Genomic DNA, 21,477 nt, shown 5'->3' on the forward strand with positions numbered 1-21,477 from the left:
ATGTAGTGTCAAGCACTAGAATGAGGAAATATGGATAAAAAAGTTAGAATAGAATCAGATAGCTTAGGAGAAGTAAAAGTACCAAGTGAACATTACTGGGGAGCGCAGACTCAGCGTTCTTTGGAAAATTTCAAAATTGGTACAGAGAAAATGCCAGAGTTTCTGATTAAAGCGCTAGCAATAGTAAAACTTGCAGCAGCACGTGTTAACATGAAGCAGGGTAGCATAGATAATAGAGTAGGGGATGCAATCTGCTCAGCTGCAAAGGAAATAATAGACGGTAAATTTAATAATCAATTTCCACTTGTTGTTTGGCAAACCGGATCTGGAACTCAGACTAACATGAATATGAATGAAGTGATCAGCAATCGTGCAATAGAAATTTTGGGCGGTGATTTAGGTAGTAAGTCTCCAGTGCATCCAAATGATCATGTAAACTGTGGTCAGTCATCAAATGACACTTTTCCAACAGCAATGCATATAGCAGTAGCAGAGCAAATAAACCGCTTGCTTATTCCCAATCTTGAAGAATTATATAAAGCGCTAAATAATAAGGTTCATGAATTTAAAGATATAATAAAAGTAGGGCGTACTCATCTGCAAGATGCAACTCCTCTAACACTTGGGCAGGAATTTTCTGGCTATGCAGTTCAGATTAAAAAGGGAATAGAGAGAGTAAAGTCAACTCTGATCAATGTATATGAACTTGCACAAGGTGGCACCGCGGTTGGCACGGGAATCAATACTAAAAAGGGTTTTGCTGAGGATTTTGCTAAAGAAGTGGCAAAAATCACTAATTTTCCATTTATTTCAGCAAAAAATAAGTTTGAAGCACTAGCAGCAAATGATGCTTTAGTTGAGCTCAGTGGAGCACTCAATACAGTAGCAGTAAGCTTGATGAAAATTGCAAATGATATAAGGCTACTTGGTTCTGGTCCAAGATGCGGAATTGGAGAAATAATGTTACCAGAAAATGAGCCTGGCTCTTCAATCATGCCGGGTAAGGTGAATCCAACTCAATGCGAAGCGGTGACTATGGTATGTGCTCAAGTTATGGGAAATCATGTTACCGTGACAATTGGTGGCTCAAATGGTCACTTTGAATTGAACGTGTTTAAGCCGGTGATAATTTACAATGTTTTGCAGTCTATAAGACTTTTAGCTGATGCAAGTTTAAATTTTGCAGAGAAATGCGTAGTTGATATTAAAGCAAACGAAGAAAGAATAAAGGATTTACTAAATCAGTCGTTAATGCTAGTTACTATATTAAATACGCATATAGGATATGACAATGCAGCAAAAATAGCGAAGCTTGCTTATAAAGAAAATATCACTCTAAAAGAAGCAGCAGCAAAACTTCAACTGCTCACTGAGGAGGAGTTTGAAAGGATAGTGAAACCAGAGGAGATGGTAGGTTAAACTACCACCTTTTTTAGGGTTCTGTCGCATTTGTAGGGAAGTAGAAAGAAGAATGATATAATTGTCTAAAAAAAAAGCAAAGATGTTTCGTATCAATCAAAAATTGTTGCCATATTTCAAAGGATTTAGCTTTTCAGCGGATGTTATCTGTATACATGAAATGTCGATTCTCTTTGAGCTATCGAGATTTGGAAGAAATGATGAGTATAAGGGGAGCAAAATGCTACGTTACAAAGGTGGGTTATCACCACTGATAGATGAGGCAGTAAGGAAAAGAAAGAAGCAGGTTGGTAGTAGTTGGAGAGACTTACATTAAATTAAACGGTAAATGGGTTTATTTATATACTGTAGACTTGTGTGTTAGTAGAGACAAGTCTGCAGCACTTGCATTCTTTCATAAAGCCTTCAGGAGTAACTATCTTCCTGAGAAAATTGTAATTGATAAAAGCGGCAGTAATACTGCTGCTCTTGATGATTTGAATGCAGAAATTTCTGAAGATTACAGTTCTTCAAATAAAATATCTAAATAATATTGTTGATAGATTTATCAAAAAACTAATAAAGCCAATGCTTGGGTTTAAAAGCTTCCATTCCGCAAAGATTACCATCACAGGCATAGAAAATATTCGTATGATTCAAAAAAGACAAATTATTAAAATAATGTTTCTACTTTTGAGAATTTTGCTATGTTAATGGCTTCATAACTCCTATAATCCCACCTTTAATGATCTTCTTTCCTATGGTTTATAGATTCGACAGAACCTTTTTTTTGACTCTGTTGAATTAAAAGGCTAACTACAGAACGGCCAACTCAGTCTAGTCTTGTAACGGCTTACTAAGGATTCTTTAAATATCGATCCTCAAAAAAATCGGCGTAGGTTTAGGCAGTGTAATGCCTAAGCTTACACATGCGTTGCACAGAGATTTTAAATCACGTTGTTCTTTTGGAATTTGCAACTGATCGAGTATCATTTTTGCTGACTTTGGAGCAATTGGCTGCAGCAAAATGCCAATCATTCTAATGTATTCAAGTAATTTGTAGATTACTAAATCCATGCGCTCTCTATCGGTTTTACTGAGTGTCCAGGGTGCACTTTTATCTATGTAAGCATTGGCCTTGGAAGAGATATTGATAATCAGGAGTATAATCTGGTTAAATTCATACTTTGATAGATGATCCATTACTTGATCAATTATGGCTTTGCAATTTGGTAAACTCTCATCATCTTTAAGCAAATTGCGATCGACCACTGGTACAACTCCAAAGCATTGCTTGTGCAGAAATGAAATTGTTCTTTGCACTAAATTGCCTATATTGTTTGCCAGCTCTGAGTTTATGCGGCTGATCATGTTCTTCTTACTGAAATTACCATCTTGACCGAAACTTGCTTCCCGAAGGAGAAAATAGCGTAGTTGATCAACACCAAACTCTTCTGCCAGACCAATTGGATCTATAACGTTACCAAGGGATTTGGATATTTTTTCCCCCTCGTTCAGCCACCAACCATGAACTGCAATTTGCTTTGGCAGTGATAAATCTGCTGCAAGGAGGATCGCTGGCCAGTATACAGCGTGAAAACGCAATATGTCTTTACCGATCACATGAACGTTGAAGGAGTTTGTCCAAAATTTCTTATATTCCTCATCTTCTATATTAGGAAAGCCTATTGATGTGAGATAGTTAGTGAGCGCATCTATCCAAACATAAATTACGTGCTTGTCATTCCCTGGTACTTTTATTCCCCAATTAAAACTAGTACGAGAAATCGAAAGGTCAGTAAGTCCTGATTTTACAAACGATACCACCTCGTTTTTTCTGCTCTCAGGAAAGATGAAATTCGGCTGATTTTCGTATAACTCTAGTAATTTATTTTGCCAACTTGACAAACGAAAAAAGTAGCTCTCTTCTTTTATCCACTGAACTTCAGCACCTGTTGGTGCTCTGCCATCTATCAACTCTGATTCCTGATAAAACGCTTCATCACGAACTGAATACCAACCTGAGTAAGAATCCAGATATATTTGCCCTCTCTCTTCAAGCCTATTCCATAGAGCTATAACTGCTTTTTCATGACGTTCTTCTGTGGTGCGAATAAAATCATCATAATCAAAGTTCATTAGCTCAGCCAATTTTCTGAACGTAACACTTATTTCATCTGTAAATTCTTTTGGCTCTATTCCCTTTACCTTAGCCGCTTTTTCAATTTTCTGTCCATGTTCATCTGTACCAGTGGTAAATTTGACGTTCTTTCCAGCTAATTTCATAAATCTAGCTGTAACATCACAGATAAGGGAAGTATATGCGTGGCCGATATGTGGCTTGTCGTTTACGTAATATATTGGCGTAGTGATGTAAAAGCTCTCAAATTGCTCCATCTTGTAGTGCTTAAAGCTTTATCGTATCTGCACTAGTAATAAAAATCAATATATATCCTATCGTACAAGCAATCTGAAAAGCCATTATACCGCTGCGTTTTGCAGCGGTATAATGTGAGTAACTTACGTTTGAGTTGCTATGATATTGTTGTCCATAACTTCACAACTGTACAAACATTCATCTGTGAAAGCAGTGTGTTAAATATTATAGCAGATTTTGCCTCAAACACAAAAATGTCATCCCAGTGCCCAGACACTGGGATCCAGAAAAATTAATTGTAAACAAACGACTATACAACATGTTCAATAAAATTACAAAAAAGCTGGATTCCAGTGTCAAGCACTGGAATGACACTATTTGCTGTACAATTTACCTTCTACAATCAATATTATATCCATGATTTCCAGAATGTTTTTCCGCATTAGAATGAGAAAACAACCCACCAGGTCTGGTGTCATCATAAGAAGGAGCACTTGGAGCAGTATTAAAATCGTAAGGAGGTGGTGCCTCGCGATGAGAAGAATCTCCCAAATCATATCCAGGTCCTGATTTATGATAGTTAATTACCGCTTCTTCAGCCTTCTTAATATTTTCTGACTCTTTCTCATGCTTCATATGAAAAGCCACACCACCAGCAAGACACACAAGAGAATTAATGCCAAGAATGACTAAACCCCAAACTGGTAAGACTGGGTTAATAGCGCAACCTATCAAAGCTGCTAAAGAAATTGCACCAACTGCAAATTCTATATTTCTGAACATTTTAAGTTGACTATCTAGATAATCGTATCCGTTCAGAGGTGTGGCAAGGATAAAAAACAATTGACATAATATATTAAAGTAGTAATAACACAAAATGTTGATAGTAAAGTAAGGCTAGATGCTTCAATTGTTGATCAGTATTGTAGAGTTATGTAAAAACTTAGAGCAGAAAGTAGCAAAGCTTGAAGAAAAAAATAAAATCTTAGAAATAGAGAATGCTGAACTAAGAGAGAGACTCGGCTTAAACTCAAGGAATTCATCTTTACCAAGTTCAAAAGAGCTGTACAAAATAAAAAAAGACACACCAGAAGATAAGTCAGAGGGCGGCAGGAAGATAGGTGGTCAAGTTGGACATAAGGGGAATTGCCGAGCTAAAATGGAAGCAGATGAGGTGGTGAAGGTAGAGTTACCAAATAGATGCGAGTGTGGTGAAGAAATCGCAATATCGGAAAAACCATATGTCTATCAAAAAGTTGATTTACCAGAAATTAAGCCTTACGTAGTTGAGTATCAATTAGAACATGGTCGCTGTCGTAAATGCGGAAAAAGAAGGAGTAGCAAATTACCAGAAGGAGTTACACCGGATACCTTTGGTCCTAGAGTTAAGTCAGTAGTTGCATCACTAAGTGGGTTTTATAAGAATTCAAAGCGAGAAATAGCGAATATTATGAAAGACATCTTTAACATGAGTATAAGTGTTGGTAGTGTGTCCAATAGTGAAGCAAGGGTTTCGTCAAAATGTAAAGAAGCCTATGAACAAATAGAGGAAGAAATAAAAGCAAGCGAAATTTTGCATATTGATGAAACCAGTCACTACAACAAAGGCAAATTGGGATGGTGCTGGATGTTTGCCAACAATAAAGCAAGTCTTATGAAGTTAGCAGATACAAGAGGAATGAAATTTTTAAAGAATAGTGCATTTTGTGATTACAAAAACCTGGTAATTACTGACAGATATGCAGTTTACAACCACTTCAGTGATGAAAAACGACAAATTTGTTGGGCTCACTTATTGAGAAATTTCGAGAGGTTATCTCATAGTTGGAATAGTGAAGTAATGAGACTTAGCCATTGTTTAAAAGACGCAGCTAATGGATTGTTTGTATTAAAAAACGCTTTGTCAGAAAATGAAATTAGTATTTCAAAGTTCACTAAGCAAGCTAAAGAATTACGAAGATACATACAGTACTGCATGATAAAAATATCTTATATACTTGAAGCAAAAGGAGCTTCACGAACGGTAAAGGGTATTATAAAATCCGAGTCAATGATGTGGACATTTTTGGATGACCCAGAGAATATTCCATTAACGAATAACCATGTTGAGCGACAGATACGGCATTATGTTGTCTATCGTAAGAATTCATATTTTGCACAGTCAGAGCGAGGGAATAGATTTCTTGAGCGGATAATTTCGTTGTATCTGACTTGGAAACAAAAGGAATTAAACCCTTTTCAAAACCTGCTAGCTGTTGTTTCTTAAACCACACCTCTGAACGGATACAGATAATCTATTTTTTCTGACTTTCTAGCCGTTTTTTCGCTGCTGTTGTACCAAACACACATTAAAGCATGGAAAGCAACACACGCAACTACAGCTACTATCCCTAAAGCTAATAATTTCCTGCTGTCTTCTGAGTCTTTTTTCTTATCTTCTCTGCTTTGGTAGCCAACAGTATCAAAACCAGGGTTATTTATAACTGTAGTACGACCACCAAACAGGTTGCTAAGTAGTAAATAATCCCAAAAATCTAAACCTCTATTATCGTTTATATGTACGTGCGTAACTTGAGGGCCTGTAGTTTGTTGCCTATTGCTTCTATCATATTCTGTACTGTGCTGATCATTAGTTGGATTACTGCGCTTAAATCCCTTATACGCATCTTCAAAAATTTTATCACTACAGTTCTCAATATTTTGCATACCACAAGAACATAAAAATTCTTGAACACCATTGTCACTGCCATTTTCTTTTATATAGGCAAGTGCATACCTTTTTAAAACACTATCACGCATAAAAGTTCCCCCTAAATTAAGGTTAAATTAATAAACATTTATTATAACAAAGTAAAGTTTACTTGTCAATTCAACCATACCCTAATACCCAGTTAATATCCTTCCCACCAGTTCTTTTACTGTCGGTACGTAGCCATTTTCATAAAATGGGTCTTGCTTAAATCTGTACACATTGTGTCCAGAAAACATGAGTTCATTTTCAACATTGCCGTCATGTACAATGTTTTGCAGTGTCTTTTGTATACAGAAACTCCGTGGGTCTGGCTTTCGCCCTGTTGAATGGTCACCATGATCTTTCCAATTGCTAAACAGACAATGGCTTAAACATCCCATGCAATTAATTTGATCTTGTCTTATTTCCGCAAATTTGCCTGGTGTCACAAAAATAACAGTTGTATCTGGAGTTTTCATTACCTCTGTATACCCTGCTTTAATCCATGCATTTGCTAGCTCTTTGTCTTTTACAGTGAGGTAAATCTTTCTACCTCTGCTACCCATTGCAAATTCATTATTAAACTCTCCGCTTGCACTTTCCGAAAATTTTATTTGACGTGAATTCCTCTCCTGTAGCTCACGTATGAAGTTATTTCTTACTGCAGATGAGTAAAACCCTGTTGGACTAAATTTGTTTAAAAATACATCACCTTCTTCTAAAGTAAGTAACTTCTTTTTCCACTCTGTAGAAATCGGGCTTTCTTTTGTTAAAAGTGGACGAGTACCAAGCTGAAAAGCTATTGGTCCGATTTGTAAATTGTCAAACCAATGTTCCCAATCCTTCAAATGCCACACTCCCCCTGCCATAACAATTGGCGTTTCAGCAAGACCAACTTCGTTCATGAAAGATCTAAGCTCTGCAACTCTTTCAAATGGAGCCTGTAGTAATTCCGGATCTTCACTATTACTTAGTCCATTGTGACCACCAGCAAGCCACGGATCCTCGTATACTACTCCACCAAGTAAAAAAGAAGATATTTTTTGGTAAGCACGTTTCCACAACGCTTTAAAAGCACGTGCTGATGAGATAATGGGGTAGTAATAAACTTGATATTTAGCTGCAATTTCTCCAAGCCTGTAAGGCATACCAGCACCGCAAGTGATGCCATGAACTAAGCCTTTTGCTTTTTCTAATATGCCATGAAGGACTTGTTCTGCTGCTCCCATTTCCCAAAGCACGTTCATATGTATTCTTCCACGGCCCTTTGATATTTCATTCGCTATTTTTGCTTGACTAACTCCAGCCTCAATACTATACTTGATTAACTCTTCGTGCTTTTCATTTCTTGTTTTACCTTTATAAATTAGTGGTACCAGCTCGCCATTGTCATCGATAAGTTTAGCATTTGCACCAGAAAACGTACCAACAGCATCCGCTGCAGCAAATGCCCCACTTGATCCTCCATCACTGATTGCAATACCTTTACCGCCCTCAATGATTGGCCACACTTCTTTCCCTGAAATCACTATCTTTTTTATCTTATCTTTCAAAATTTCCTCTTAATCTTTCACTCTATTTTACTTAATTACTAAAAAAATAATAGCTTTTCTTTTTATACCTATGCATTCAGTTTTAAATAGGCATAGGAGATGCTATAAATATAGTTTTATAAGAAATTTGCTATATGATCATAGGTTTAACAGGTGGGATTGCAGTTGGAAAGAGCTTTGTAGCCAATTGCTTTAAAGAATTTGGTGCCGCTTTGTTTGATGCCGACTCTGTCGTGCACCAGCTTTATAAAGTGGACAAAAACATAATAAGTTATGCAGAAGAAAAATTTCATGGGGTAGTAGTAAATGGAAAAATTGATAGAACAGTATTGTCTAAATATTTTTTAGCACATGATGAAAATTGGAAGCAATTCCAGTCTTTAGTACATTCCGCTGTGCGAAATGAATTAGAATTTTTTATTGATCATGAGAAAGAAAACAACAGAAAACTTCTAGTTCTAGACATTCCACTCCTGCTGGAAACGAGATTCCATTTGTATTGCGATTTTATTGTTTTTATCCATGCAGATAGCGTTGTGCAAGCTCAAAGGATTAGTGAGCGTAATATGGATAAAGAAAAGCTGAATCTAATGTCCAGTATTCAGCTACCTATTGAAGAAAAAAGGCAAATGAGTAACTTCATAATCGATAGCAGCGCAAATGTTTTTTCTCAAGTGAAAGACATAATAAACTCGTTAGACCTCAGCACGTGATACGGTTATTTTTCACGAGATTACTCCGAATTTTAGCTGTACTATCAGCAGATTTTACCATTAAAATCTCAAACCTTGAGCCTGCGTTCAAAAATGATTCAACTGACTTACCGAAAAAATCATATCTCCACCCCTTGAATAGTTTATCTATCTGCCCAGATATTGAACCAGCTAACTCATCTTTTGATGAAACTAACTTTCTTGATATGTTATTTTCCTTACATTTGCTCTCTAAAATAATCGAGAGTATATCAAATACAGATTTATCATAATTATCTGACAGAGTATAATTTTGCTGCACAAACTCCTTCTCATTCTCATTGAAAATATTCATAAATTCTAATAAATCTTCCTCTTTTATATTTTTTGTGTTCCTCTCAAGATCATCTAAAACCTCGTCAATACGCTCCACATTTTTTTCAATAAGACCAATTATTACAGCATTATTAATTACTTTATTACGATTGATGTTATAGCGTTGTGCTAAAGTCTCTTGCCACTCACTCACTGCTTTAACAACTAACATTAGCCTCGGATTTGCTTCATAGTTAAATTTAATCCTCCTCCATGCATCTTTTGGACTATGCAAATACTTATTTATATCAACCAATAATTCCATCTCTTCTTGAAACCAACTCATCCTATTACTTTCTTCAAGTTTATTGCACAATATTTGGTATAGATCATATAGATATACCACGTCGTTTATTGCATAGTCTAGTTGATCCTCAGACAATGGACGCCTTAACCAGTCTGAATTTTTAGCTTTAATTTTATCCAGTGCTATTCCTTGATATTGCTCTACTACTTTTGAATAACCAATAAAGTCATGATAATAATGGCAAAACATAGCAGCAACTTGGGTATCAAAAATAGGAGTGGGAACACATTTAAACACAGTGAGTAAGGATTCTATATCCTGCCGGCAGCTATGAAACACTTTGATTATTCCCTGATTTAGCATCATTTTCTTAATGAATGATAAATCAATTTCTGGCACTAATGCATCTACAATAAAACTCTTCTCTCCGTAAGAAATTTGAATTAACGATAATTTTGGGTAGTAGGTTAAATTATTTCTAATGAACTCCGTGTCAATTGCTATAAATTTTGGATCTTTTTCCATCAATTCTTTACATGCATTTTCCAGTTCCGATGTCGTACTAATTAGCATATATTTTTTATTCAGTGGCTATATTTTACCACTTATATTAAATCTTTACAATTGATTGAAGTTGAGAGCACAATTGTATAATAACTAACTCTTCTGTAAATATACAGTTTTGCCAGACACAACGGTACGTACTACGTGCCCTTTCACTTTGCGTCCACCGAAAGGCGAATTCTTTGATTTACTAGCAAAGTTGTCAACTTTAATTTCCCATTCATGATCCAAATCAACTAAAATTAAGTCCGCTACAAGGTTTTTCTGTATGCGGCCACGTGGCATATGTATGATATCTGCAGGCTTATATGTCAATTTTGCAAGCACATCAAGTAGACCCATTTGTCCACTATGATATAGTTCAAGTGAAAGGGGCAGCATTGTTTCAAGGCCAACAATACCAAATGCAGCATTTTCAAGTGGAAGATCTTTAGAACTAAGATCATGCGGAGCATGATCGGTTGCAATGCAATCAATCACACCTGTTTTTAAACCTTCAATCATAGCTAAACGATCTTCCTCAGTACGTAGTGGCGGATTCATTTTTGCGATTGCTCCGTGTTGTTTTACTATATCTTCAGTTAAAGTAAAGTGATGAGGAGTTACTTCACATGTAACATTTAATCCCAAATCTTTTGCACGTTTAATAGCATCAAGTGAATCTTTTGAAGAGACATGTAAAATATGGTAGTGTACATTTTCTATGTCCTTCATTAGCAGTATATCACGAGTTACCATAACCGATTCCGATTCACTCAAGATTCCCTTTACTCCCAATTCTTCAGAAATCTTACCCTCGTTAATTACGCCACCAGCAGATAGATTCAAATCCTCTGCGTGTTGAGCAATAGGAACACCAAGCATACTTGAATAAAGCAGTGCCTGTCTCATAATCATTGGATTCATAACTGGCATACCATCATCGGTGAACCCAACTGCACCTTCTTCCTTTAAGAGTGCCATTTCAGTTAATTTTTCTTCCGAAGTGGTGATTTTAGCGTAAAATTGAACATTCACATGCGAAGTTTCAAATGCTCTATATTTCAAATACTTAGCCAAGACAACACTATCAATCGCTGGAACAGTGTTTGGCTGGCAAACTACAGTTGTAACGCCCCCTGCAGCTGCAGATTTGCTGCCTGTATGTATAGTTTCTTTATGCTCTTGACCTGGTTCACGAAAATGCACGTGAATGTCAATAAGACCTGGCATTAGAACAAGCCCTTCACAATCTATTGTTTCATCAACTCCACTTGTTGAAAATAATGATTCGCCAAAATCAACAATTTTACCCCCTTCAGTCAATAATGAACCTTTTATATCAAGTTTAGTTTCCGGGTCAATAATACGAGCATTGGTATACGCAATTTTATAGCCTTCCTTTTGCCCTGTCTGCAATAAATTCCAAATCATATTTGAGTATCGATTATAAAATAAATCTAAAGTTTTTTTAGTAAAATACAACCAAATTAAAGTGATGATATAAAACTAGCAATAAAGAATATTTAAATTAATACTCAAGCAGCTATTCTATAACTACCATTTTCGATTTCAACGTTATTAAGTGCGGTATTTGCGTTATAAGAACAGTAACATCCTACTGCAAGAAAAGTTAATGCAGCTACAGCAAGCGAAACACACATTGCTAAATGAACCATTGTTAGACTTGTACCAACAGCAAATGCTCCAGATAATACAAAAGAAACAGAAGCATAATTACCTTGCCTTTTACTATAAATTTTTGCTTTCAAGAATTTTTCATTTAGCTCTTCATCCTTGCTTTCAGATTGTTTCTGTTGAGTTACTTCATCAGTTAGACCTTGCCTTGTATCATTCAGCTGCCCTTCCGGTTCTGTCGAATCTATAAACCATAGGAAAGAAGATCATTAAAGGTGGGATTATAGGAGTTATGAAGCCATTAACATAGCAAAATTCTCAAAAGTAGAAACATTATTTTAATAATTTGTCTTTTTTGAATCATACGAATATTTTCTATGCCTGTGATGGTAATCTTTGCGGAATGGAAGCTTTTAAACCCAAGCATTGGCTTTATTAGTTTTTTGATAAATCTATCAACAATATTATTTAGATATTTTATTTGAAGAACTGTAATCTTCAGAAATTTCTGCATTCAAATCATCAAGAGCAGCAGTATTACTGCCGCTTTTATCAATTACAATTTTCTCAGGAAGATAGTTACTCCTGAAGGCTTTATGAAAGAATGCAAGTGCTGCAGACTTGTCTCTACTAACACACAAGTCTACAGTATATAAATAAACCCATTTACCGTTTAATTTAATGTAAGTCTCTCCAACTACTACCAACCTGCTTCTTTCTTTTCCTTACTGCCTCATCTATCAGTGGTGATAACCCACCTTTGTAACGTAGCATTTTGCTCCCCTTATACTCATCATTTCTTCCAAATCTCGATAGCTCAAAGAGAATCGACATTTCATGTATACAGATAACATCCGCTGAAAAGCTAAATCCTTTGAAATATGGCAACAATTTTTGATTGATACGAAACATCTTTGCTTTTTTTTTAGACAATTATATCATTCTTCTTTCTACTTCCCTACAAATGCGACAGAACCCTTTGTAGTACTCAAAAAAAGAGAATAAAAGGTACCGATATTACGTATGCAACAATCACTTAAGGGGAAAGAATTGTGAATCAATAAACCGAACAATAGTAGCAGGAGAAGTGGAAAAAGAAATAATGAAGAAAGCGGAGCAGCTATATGAAAAATGGAGAGAAAAAGCAGAAGAGTGGAAAAATTTAAGTTTTGGAAAACAGAAAGAAGTAGTGAAAAAGTTAATAAGAACAGTATTGGTGAGAGAGGATGGAATAGAGGTGAGTTCTGAATCAGAGGAAAAATTTATACCAATGAAGAAGAAAGGAAACAAATGCACAGTAATCGAGCCAGAAGGAAAAACAAATAATGCGTTACTCAAAGCAGTGGTAAGAGCCCATCTGTGGAAACGGCAACTAGAAGAAGGAAAATACAGAAGTGTGAAAGAGCTGAGTGCCAAAATTAATATAGGTACAAGACGTATACACCAAATTTTAAGATTAAATTATTTAGCACCAAAAATTAAAGAAGATATAGTAAATGGAAGGCAGCCAAGAGATTTGAAGTTGGTTGACTTGAGAGAAATACCGATGCTGTGGAGTGAGCAGATGAAGAGATTTTATGGGTTTAAGCAAGCTGTCTGCCAATAAAAAATAAGATAAATGGGAGTGTTAAATAAACCATACGCGTCAAGTTAAGGAAATATCGTGAAATATAGCAACATTTGAGATGGGCATTTTATTTGTTACATTTATTTTTTTAGGGAGTTCTTATCTAGAAGAAGATGATTTTTTCAGAAGAATCTATAAATTAATAACTTTATTACTTAATATATAAAATAGTTTTTTTTCGTTTTCTTTCTTCCTTATACCACTTTTCCTTAACTTGACGCGTATGGTTTATTTAACACTCCCTCTCAAAGAGGTGCTTTTAAAATGCTATTTGATTAATAACTTTACTGATATAGGTATGCCTATTTTCAAATTTGCCTCGTAAATTCCTTTCATTACTCCTCCTCATTCCTTGCCATTCAACAAAGCCTCCCAGAAGCACCATAAATACGCTTTTCAACACATATTTAATAGAGTTTGTGAAGAAAATGACACTGAACACCATTTGACAAAAGTCTTGGACAAATGGGCAAGTTGAACGTATGAATAAAACTTTTAAAAATGCTACAGTTAAAAAATATTACCACCGCTCACATCAACAGCTCAAAAAGCATCTTTACAATTTTATGATGGCTTACAATTATGCTAGAAGAATTAAAACTCTTAATGGTCTTACACCTTTCGAATTTATATGTTTACAGTGCTCCTCATTTATTTACACTACCATCACACTCTGGAACCATGTATCTAAACTTCTGCTGAAACCTTACTGTAATTGTCCTTAGATTATCATTAAATAATATTAAAAATTTAAGCATCTAGACCCATCTGTTGTAAGAAGATAATGTTTTGCCAGTCAATATTATAAATTGACTATAGCATCTTGCTGACGGCTAAGATTTACGTTGACATCGTTAAGATAACTCTTAATGGCTGGCTGGTTATCTATTTTTCTCCTTTTAGTTTTTGTACTCTCTGTGTCTAGAAACCTTTTGTTTCCTAGCAGTAACTCTTCACTTGATACTGAAGAAGAACTTTCGCTATTTTTTTCTACATAAAGCTCTTTTAAGATTGAGACACCCTTAGCATTCAAATCAGATTTTTCAAATTGTAAGAGCGATTCTCTTTTTTCTACCTCATTTTTTAAATATGTTGATTTATCTTCATCTCTAGTAAACAACTTTTGTATAGCATATACAGTATCTAAAGTATCAAGATGATTTATCCCTATAACCTTCTCTTGTAATTCTTGCAATCGTTGAAGTTCTTGTAATGCTTTTTCTTTATCCTCTAAGCAACTATGTAAAACAGCTATATAAAACTTCACAGATAGTACGTTAGGATGATTATCTAAAAATCCATAATTTTTTTGTAGCTTCAGCACTTTCTCAAAATATTGCAATGCTTTCTCTCTTAATTCTCTTTGAATTACTTTTCCTACCTCTATTGCAACAAAATAAGGAGCCGGTTGTAAGTACTGACTACTCTCTTGATTTATCAGAATATCTTGTAGCTGCCTAAATAAAGCTTGTATACTCAATTCACGAGGTAAATCTTCTTTATGTGGTAACGCTTCTTCATTTATAGTTACTTTTTTTCTTTCTTGAATCATAAAGAAATATGCTAAGGCATAGATATATTTTGTATCTAAATTATAAAATTCATACACCTCGGAAGGATCAAGATAAGGATCATCATCGGAGTTAAAATCACTTATTTTAAGGAAAATTTCATTTCTCAGTTGTCTTACATAGTACAAAGTTGTAAATGCATCAGTATATCTTTTTTGCATTACAAATACTTCAGCTATAATAACTGCCATATCTAGATGTTCTTCTATAAGTTCCATGATTTCTTCGTTAAATGAACTAGTAAATATAAAGTTATTGTATTTACTGTACGACAATGCTTTTTTATAATTTTTTTGTTTGAGATAAATAGAAAGTATTTTTTTATCCAAAGCAAGAGAAGGAAATACATCATTTACCTTCTCTAATTTTTTCAAATCTAGAAAGACTTTTAATGCTTTATCATACCATCCCAAACCAGCTCGCGCACAGGCAAACTCATATTTGATCAACCTTGAATATCCATCATCTACAGCAAGTAATTGATATAATTGCGACGTAAGATTGATAACTTTTTGATACTCATATAACTCATTTAAGCCACTTAAAATTAAACAAGGAAGATTCTTATTTTCTTCTATTAGATAGTCATATTTTTGACCATGATCAAACAAAGATAAGAGGTGAACTACATCTAAAAACCCTCCTTCAGTTTCAGATACCAGTTCTATGACACAACTTAATATGTGTTTTTCCTCATCTATGGTAAACTGTGAACGTATTACTTTTTTTATTAATTCATGCATAGTATAGACCTTGTATTTACCTTCCTTTTTTGGATAAATTATCGAATATTGTTCTAGCAATTTAAAAATGGAGTATAGCCTATCCTCATATCTAATCCAGGGAAGAAATAAATTGGGATCAATTGTACCATGACCAAAATAAGCCATAGCATTTAAAATTTTTAGAACTTTCTCTCCAGAACTCATCTTTTCTATTGTTTCCATCGAGATTAGTAATGTTATTTGCAGTATTCTATCGTATTCATTTTGTCTAGTGTTTCGTGGAAATTTCTGATTAAACCTTTCGTATTGTATTAAATATTCAAAAATTCCAAATGCTTCGCTCAAAGAGCTTGATCCTTTGTTTTTAATACATGCTACTGCTAGATTTATAGCTAATGGAAAACCTTCGAGTTTTCTTATTAGTGCTTTTATTTTTTCATCTTGCGACTTATCTGCTATCTCTAAAATTCTTTTTACAAGTTGTATAGCTTCTTTTTCTCCAAGACTATCTAAAGACACTTCTGCTATATCTTGATAACCTTGATCAGAAGAAGTAAATAAGCAGTCAAAACCACCTCTTTTACCTCTGATCTTTAAAATTCTCTCTAGATCTTCTTTTTTAACTCCCTGAAAAAGGAATAGGCATTTTTCCTCTACTTTATTTCTTTCTCTTTCCATACACATGCTTAGCCTATCTCGGACAAGGGAATCAAAAGAACTTTCTATGGACAATATATCTTGAGTATTTACCTCATAGATATGAAGATAAACTCCTTTGTTTTCTTCAACAAATTTTCTAGCTAGTTGAGTTTTGCCAATTCCAGATGGACCTACTATTATTACTTCTCCCCCATGTAATTTTGTATATATCTCCTCTATTTGTTTCTTTCTTCCAGTGAATTCTTCTACTGGAGCACATACATCCTTAAAATTCATTTTCCCAAGTAGAGATGATAATCTTTTTATATCTGATACTTTTATACTAGGCCAAAAACTCCTAGATCTTGCTGTATTACCATGCTCTGATTCAAGTAGGTTGCTATAGTTTTGAGAGACTGTTTCAGCATGATTTACAAATGCTTCTTTTACTTTTAGATAATAAAACGAATTTGGAATTGTTTTTAAATTTTTTTCCATCAAAGATACAACATCACTATTTTTTTCAGTTCTTCCTATTAACTCTTTGCCTCCTATTATATGTTGTTCTTTTTTTCCTTCTTCTTTAACTAAGTATTTCAAATTCATATCTAAATTTTGTTTGCGCTCTTGACAACAAAATAAGATATGCTCGTTTAAAAAGCTTACCTCTTGTTCAATATGGGATTTAATTTTTACTATAAGATCCTCAATTATCTTTTTGCTTGGAATTTGGATTTCTTTATTGACAATATAAAATACCTTCTCCACTTTAGCCTTAAATTCTTGTATATTTAAGGCATCTAAGGTATACACATAGTTTTCAAGTTCTACGTTTGTAGCTTCTACTCTAATATATCTTGTATCATATGTTCTTTTCGACTTTTCACCCATAAGGGAACGGCGATAACCATACTGACTAGATTTATCCTCACTTTTCTTTCTATAATAGACGAAAGAGCCTTCACTGCCTTCTGCAATTCCGATATTTTCATATAGGTCTCTAAGATTATAACTTATTTCTCCATACTGCGCAGACATACCTTGAAAGTATGTATTTAGAACAAGGGTTTCAGCTATTCTTATATTGCTCAAATCTCCCTTGTATTCTTTCTGAATGTAATATTCAATTATCTTATCTACGATATCATCTGCTATCTTTGAAATATGATCAAAGCCTATTTTCTCAAACTGCATTTCAAAACTTTGAAAAATATTGCATCCAGCATCCATTAATATTTTTCTAAAGCCCAGTTTATATTCATTAAACGTTCCTATTAAGTCTGATAGATTAATAAAACTTTTTGTCGCTTTTGTTACATTACCTTCTCTCAAAGATGCTTTCATACCAAACATCTCCCAATCATCATGTGTTGAACATCCAAAAATACTTTGCACAAACCTGTTAATGCTCACCCCATCCGAAAATATTCTGTTCCCCTCTCTCAGTGTACTTGCAAGTATATCATATATAATAAGCCTCGTTTCAAATGATTGAATGAAACTCAGAACAAACTTCATCAAATTTGAATACTCTACTTGATAAAATTGATAATGATTATTTTCTTTATAAGACAAGCGTATTTTGTTACAGTATTTTTTCTTTTCATTGTATATAAGATCTTTTGAATCTTTCTCAGACACTATTATCGCTGTATTTAGTAGATCAGACATTGCATTTATTTCATGCTTTCCACCCCAAGTTTGAGTCATTTCCATGCATTTCAAGTATGTATCAAATATAAATTCCTGAACTTGATCACGTTTTTTTATCTTATTAAGTTCAGTACAAATTTCCTTTATTGCACTTTCATCAAAAAAATTGGGTTGGAGTTTACTAGTGTCAATATTATACTGCTCAATTTTTTCAGCACCGAATTCATGTTCAAACTCTTTTTTAAAGGTACCTCCTGTAAAATAACTTCCACTGTGACTCTCAAAAAGATCCATAATCTCGACCTTATTTTCAAATCTTCTTTGGCTGAAACATACTTCATCAGCAACCTCACAACGAAATGTCTTCGTTACCAACCGCCTCATTACACTATCTTCATAAATATTTGCATTACTTTGCATTAGCCTTTGAATTGAATGTACATCATGGTCGCTCGCAAATAATTCTTTAAACCTTTCATGAAAGGCATAATCATCAAATTTTACGGGAGTTAAGTAAGCTAAAGCAACGGACCAAAATAAGCAACTGCCATCTCCAGGTACATCAACTTCTTCATATGAAATAAGCGGTTGCAGTATCTTAGCGATATCTTTTCTGTTATTATCTTTAGCAATATCTATAGGAGTCTTTCCCTCTCCATTTACAACATCAACTTGTGCTCCTATCTTTAGCAAAAACCTAACAATTTTTAATTCTCCCACACGAACAGCAATATGTATCGGTGTATCATTATATTGATTCACCTGAAAATTAACGTTTAGACTCGGATATGCTTCAAAAAAACTTTTTAGCTTTTCAAGCTTTCTATCTTCTATAAGATTAGAACCCTCTAGAATACTAGTAAATTCTTTCTGTATTTCACTTATTAATAGTGTCTCGCTCAAGATTGGCTCAAAATGGAAATCTCCTTTATTTATTATATGTATAGTATCTTTTTCATTATAATCTGTACTTACAGGTTTGGATCCTAATCCATCAATAAGAGACCCTGACCATTCATATATGGGAAGATATTCAATAACATGCAGCTTAACATTATATTCATTACAAATCATGCTTCCCTCAATTTTAGGTCTGCCACATATAGGAACCTGCAACGTATTTCCATACTTTAAATCAGTTAATGATGAAGCCACTTCTTTATTGTCCTTCTGCATTCTTTCTATATCTTCATTACTGTATTCTATACCAACCAAATAAGTCTTCCATAATTCATCATCATCAATACCAGGCCCTGGAGGTATGACTGTAGAATCTTCACGGTTTCTAGCATCGGCTATAATCTTTTCTTTCATTTCTTGACTAATTAAAGCTTGCTTCCTACAAATTTCTCTCAAAGATTTCACAGTAACACTTGTTCCTGGCTTTAATTGCTTAAGTCCTTGTACAACCGCGTGAAAGAAACCATCCCCTCCTCCAACTGCTTTCCCTATTGTAAAACCTTCTGGCAGCTGTAATATTTGCTGACTACTAGATGACAATGTGTCTTCTTTTTGCGCTCTTATTAACCTAGATTGATTATCTGTTACTTGTTCCTTTGTATTTTCTTTACCTAACATAAAGCCTCCTATATTTTAATATTCATATTTTGATTGTTTTGTCGTACACCTCTTTTCTGAAGATTGGTTTTGACATCTAATTCATTTGATTCTTATGCAGCTGTACCAAACCAATTTGCTGTAGAAACTTTACGGTAATCCTAAGTAACTTTGATTACAGTGCGCCTTTCTTTTGATTTCTTACTAAACTAGATATATTCTTAAAAAAGCCAGGATTGCTTTCTGAATGATGTACATAATACAATTCATCTAACACCCCATGTATTCTTTACATTGAATCACATTATAGCTAAAAAGATCTAGCAGAGCAAGAAATTTTTAGCATTTTATTTTAGTTTGTATTTTTAAAACTAAAGCCAGTACTTGCAAAAACACTTCTGTTTTTTTACTGCAATGTACTCTTTCTATTTTTAAGTACTAATTCAACTTTACATATTACTCAAAACTGAAACAATACAGCCATTTCCGATAACTAAAATCAGCAAGCGTGAGAACTGCTTGTTTTGGGATGGATTGGTCTCACTGCCATTAAGTTAAGGAAAAGTGATGAACTGTATTATAAAATCAGGTAAGATTCACAAATTAAAAGAAGTAATGACATGAGTAAAAAAAAGAATAATCATGTTTATAAAAAATAAATTGATGAGTTTAAACTTTATAAACGCACACAGAGCATCCTCAAAAGACTTCTCACGAAAAAGAAAGCTGCCCTTCGTTAATGTATTTCTCCTGATTTTTAGAAAGAGTGTAAAGTCATTACAAGTGATGCTTAATGAGTTTGTTCTGCATACAAGAAAAGATTATACAATTACGGCAAGTGCATTTACTCAAGCAAGAAAGAAGCTAAAACATACTGCGTTTTCAGAGTTAAATGATGATATAGTTTCCCTATACTACCAAGATCAGGAATTTAAAACCCACCATGGCTTCAGAGTACTTGCATTTGATGCTTCAATACTGATTCTGCCAAAGAGCGACAAAATAATAGGTGAGTTTGGCTCAAGAGCAGTATGGAATGGAATCCAGAGATTTGAAGACTATACAAGTGCAACCTTTGAAGTTTGCTACGATGTGCTAAATAATATTGCAATAAAATCTGTGCTAAGTAGAGGTGACAGCTATGAGGTTGATTTAGCAATCGGTATGCTTGAATCCATAAAATCAGACGATTTGTTAATCTGTGATAGAGGATACGTATCTTATCGATTTCTTGCTGAGCTTACAGGAAGGAAAATCAATTATATAATTCGCTGTTCAAGTTCGTCTTTCAATGAAATAAACACTATGTTTAAGCCGGAAAGCCCATCTAGTACGGTGGTAGTGTCTACCGCACCTATTAAAGTAGCAAGACAGCTACGAAAGCTAGGATTACCTGATGAGATGAAATTCAGGTTAGTCAAAATAATACTTTCTTCTGGCGAAGTTGAAGTGTTAGTAACATCTCTGTTAGATGAGAAACGTTTTACAGTTGAAGAGTTTGAGAGATTATATTACTTGCGCTGGGGAGTAGAAACATTTTTTTCTAGGCTGAAGGGAAGATTAAATTTAGAGAATTTCACAGGAAAAAGTATTGAAACTATCAAGCAGGATTTTTGGTCAACTATCTTCATCAGTAATCTAGAAAGTATCATGATAGAAGATGATGAAGAGACATTGAGCTCACAGAATAGTAAACTAAAAAAAAGCATCAATAAATCTGTCTCATTTAATGCGATTAAAAACTTAGCCTTTGATATTTTTTCTACAGAGTCAGACATAGACTGCATTATGTATCGACTATCACAGTTATTTTTGATGAACACTTTAGTGGTGAGAAAAGGGAGAAGAGTTGATCGTCATAAGATATCTGATATTCGTTCACTCAACTACCAGAAAAGAGCTAGAAAACATGTGTTTTAAATTCAAGATATCTTTTCAGTATCATTGCATTAGTACATTCTTTGCAAAATAACCTGCAATTATTACTTTTTTAAATAACTTGCACTTTTCAGACTCCCTTTTCTTAAAAATTCACCCTAGTATTTACCATAATTATCAATCACTTCAAATTTTTTGTCCAATCTTAACTTCTCTTTCCCTTAACTTAATGGCAGTGGGATTGGTCTGCCGCTAGATCCGTGCGAACTTTCC

General features: G+C 34.3%; 12 protein-coding genes and 4 pseudogenes. 7 read left to right on the forward strand and 9 right to left on the reverse strand.

Features of this window, described 5'->3' with window-relative positions; genetic code table 11:
* Positions 1 to 30: 30 nt before the first annotated feature.
* Positions 31 to 1,419: a class II fumarate hydratase gene (gene fumC / locus OPR42_RS08115; RefSeq protein ID WP_265042282.1), complete on the forward strand. Its 1,389-nt coding sequence runs from the start codon at positions 31 to 33 to the stop codon at positions 1,417 to 1,419.
* Positions 1,420 to 1,501: 82 nt separating this feature from the next.
* A pseudogene (locus tag OPR42_RS08120) lies at positions 1,502 to 2,123 on the forward strand (IS6 family transposase).
* Positions 2,124 to 2,265: 142 nt separating this feature from the next.
* Here the strand turns inward: OPR42_RS08120 and metG are convergent.
* On the reverse strand, positions 2,266 to 3,795 hold the full coding sequence (gene metG, locus OPR42_RS08125) for a methionine--tRNA ligase (protein ID WP_264375458.1): 1,530 nt from the start codon (positions 3,793 to 3,795) through the stop codon (positions 2,266 to 2,268).
* Between the two features lie 370 nt (positions 3,796 to 4,165).
* On the reverse strand, positions 4,166 to 4,618 hold the full coding sequence (locus tag OPR42_RS08135) for a hypothetical protein (RefSeq protein ID WP_265042284.1): 453 nt from the start codon (positions 4,616 to 4,618) through the stop codon (positions 4,166 to 4,168).
* 70 nt (positions 4,619 to 4,688) lie between these two features.
* Here OPR42_RS08135 and tnpC point away from each other — a divergent pair, with 70 nt between their 5' ends.
* On the forward strand, positions 4,689 to 6,041 hold the full coding sequence (tnpC, locus tag OPR42_RS08140; protein ID WP_265042338.1) for an IS66 family transposase: 1,353 nt from the start codon (positions 4,689 to 4,691) through the stop codon (positions 6,039 to 6,041).
* Here tnpC and OPR42_RS08145 read toward each other — a convergent pair.
* Positions 6,038 to 6,574 (reverse strand): hypothetical protein, encoded by a 537-nt coding sequence (locus tag OPR42_RS08145; protein WP_265042285.1) that lies wholly within the window; start codon positions 6,572 to 6,574, stop codon positions 6,038 to 6,040. The genes tnpC and OPR42_RS08145 overlap by 4 nt on opposite strands.
* Positions 6,575 to 6,655: 81 nt before the next feature.
* A complete protein-coding gene (locus OPR42_RS08150; RefSeq protein WP_265042286.1) occupies positions 6,656 to 8,059 on the reverse strand; it encodes an NAD(P)H-dependent flavin oxidoreductase in 1,404 nt (467 codons plus the stop codon).
* A gap of 134 nt (positions 8,060 to 8,193) precedes the next feature.
* Between OPR42_RS08150 and coaE the strand changes: the two genes are divergently transcribed.
* Complete coding sequence (coaE, locus tag OPR42_RS08155) at positions 8,194 to 8,772, forward strand: dephospho-CoA kinase (protein ID WP_265042287.1); 579 nt, start codon at positions 8,194 to 8,196, stop codon at positions 8,770 to 8,772.
* Here the strand turns inward: coaE and OPR42_RS08160 are convergent.
* From OPR42_RS08160 to OPR42_RS08175, 4 genes and pseudogenes are all read right to left on the reverse strand, one after another.
* Positions 8,762 to 9,946: a ribonuclease D gene (locus OPR42_RS08160; RefSeq protein WP_264375319.1), complete on the reverse strand. Its 1,185-nt coding sequence runs from the start codon at positions 9,944 to 9,946 to the stop codon at positions 8,762 to 8,764. The genes coaE and OPR42_RS08160 overlap by 11 nt on opposite strands.
* 84 nt (positions 9,947 to 10,030) lie before the next feature.
* Positions 10,031 to 11,350: a dihydroorotase gene (locus OPR42_RS08165; protein ID WP_265042288.1), complete on the reverse strand. Its 1,320-nt coding sequence runs from the start codon at positions 11,348 to 11,350 to the stop codon at positions 10,031 to 10,033.
* A gap of 104 nt (positions 11,351 to 11,454) precedes the next feature.
* Positions 11,455 to 11,688 carry a TomO hydrophobic C-terminal domain-containing protein gene (locus OPR42_RS08170; RefSeq protein ID WP_064085884.1) on the reverse strand — a complete coding sequence of 78 codons (234 nt, stop codon included), beginning with the start codon at positions 11,686 to 11,688 and terminating at the stop codon, positions 11,455 to 11,457.
* A 156-nt stretch (positions 11,689 to 11,844) separates the two neighbouring features.
* Positions 11,845 to 12,466: pseudogene (locus tag OPR42_RS08175) on the reverse strand (IS6 family transposase).
* Between the two features lie 73 nt (positions 12,467 to 12,539).
* Between OPR42_RS08175 and OPR42_RS08180 the strand changes: the two are divergent.
* Both OPR42_RS08180 and OPR42_RS08185 read left to right on the forward strand, forming a co-directional pair.
* Positions 12,540 to 13,160: pseudogene (locus OPR42_RS08180) on the forward strand (recombinase zinc ribbon domain-containing protein); the annotation flags it as partial.
* 409 nt (positions 13,161 to 13,569) lie between these two features.
* A pseudogene (locus OPR42_RS08185) lies at positions 13,570 to 13,906 on the forward strand (integrase core domain-containing protein); the annotation flags it as partial.
* Positions 13,907 to 13,983: 77 nt separating this feature from the next.
* Here the strand turns inward: OPR42_RS08185 and OPR42_RS08190 are convergent.
* Positions 13,984 to 19,347: an ankyrin repeat domain-containing protein gene (locus OPR42_RS08190; RefSeq protein ID WP_265042289.1), complete on the reverse strand. Its 5,364-nt coding sequence runs from the start codon at positions 19,345 to 19,347 to the stop codon at positions 13,984 to 13,986.
* A 621-nt stretch (positions 19,348 to 19,968) separates the two neighbouring features.
* On the opposite strand from OPR42_RS08190, the gene OPR42_RS08195 reads away from it, so the two are divergent.
* Positions 19,969 to 21,246, forward strand: coding sequence for an IS4 family transposase (locus tag OPR42_RS08195; RefSeq protein ID WP_265041416.1), 1,278 nt, complete (start codon positions 19,969 to 19,971; stop codon positions 21,244 to 21,246).
* Positions 21,247 to 21,477: the final 231 nt, after the last annotated feature.

Origin of the sequence: Wolbachia endosymbiont (group B) of Melanostoma mellinum (assembly GCF_947251465.1) — a bacterium.
In the GTDB taxonomy this organism is placed as follows: Bacteria; Pseudomonadota; Alphaproteobacteria; order Rickettsiales; family Anaplasmataceae; genus Wolbachia.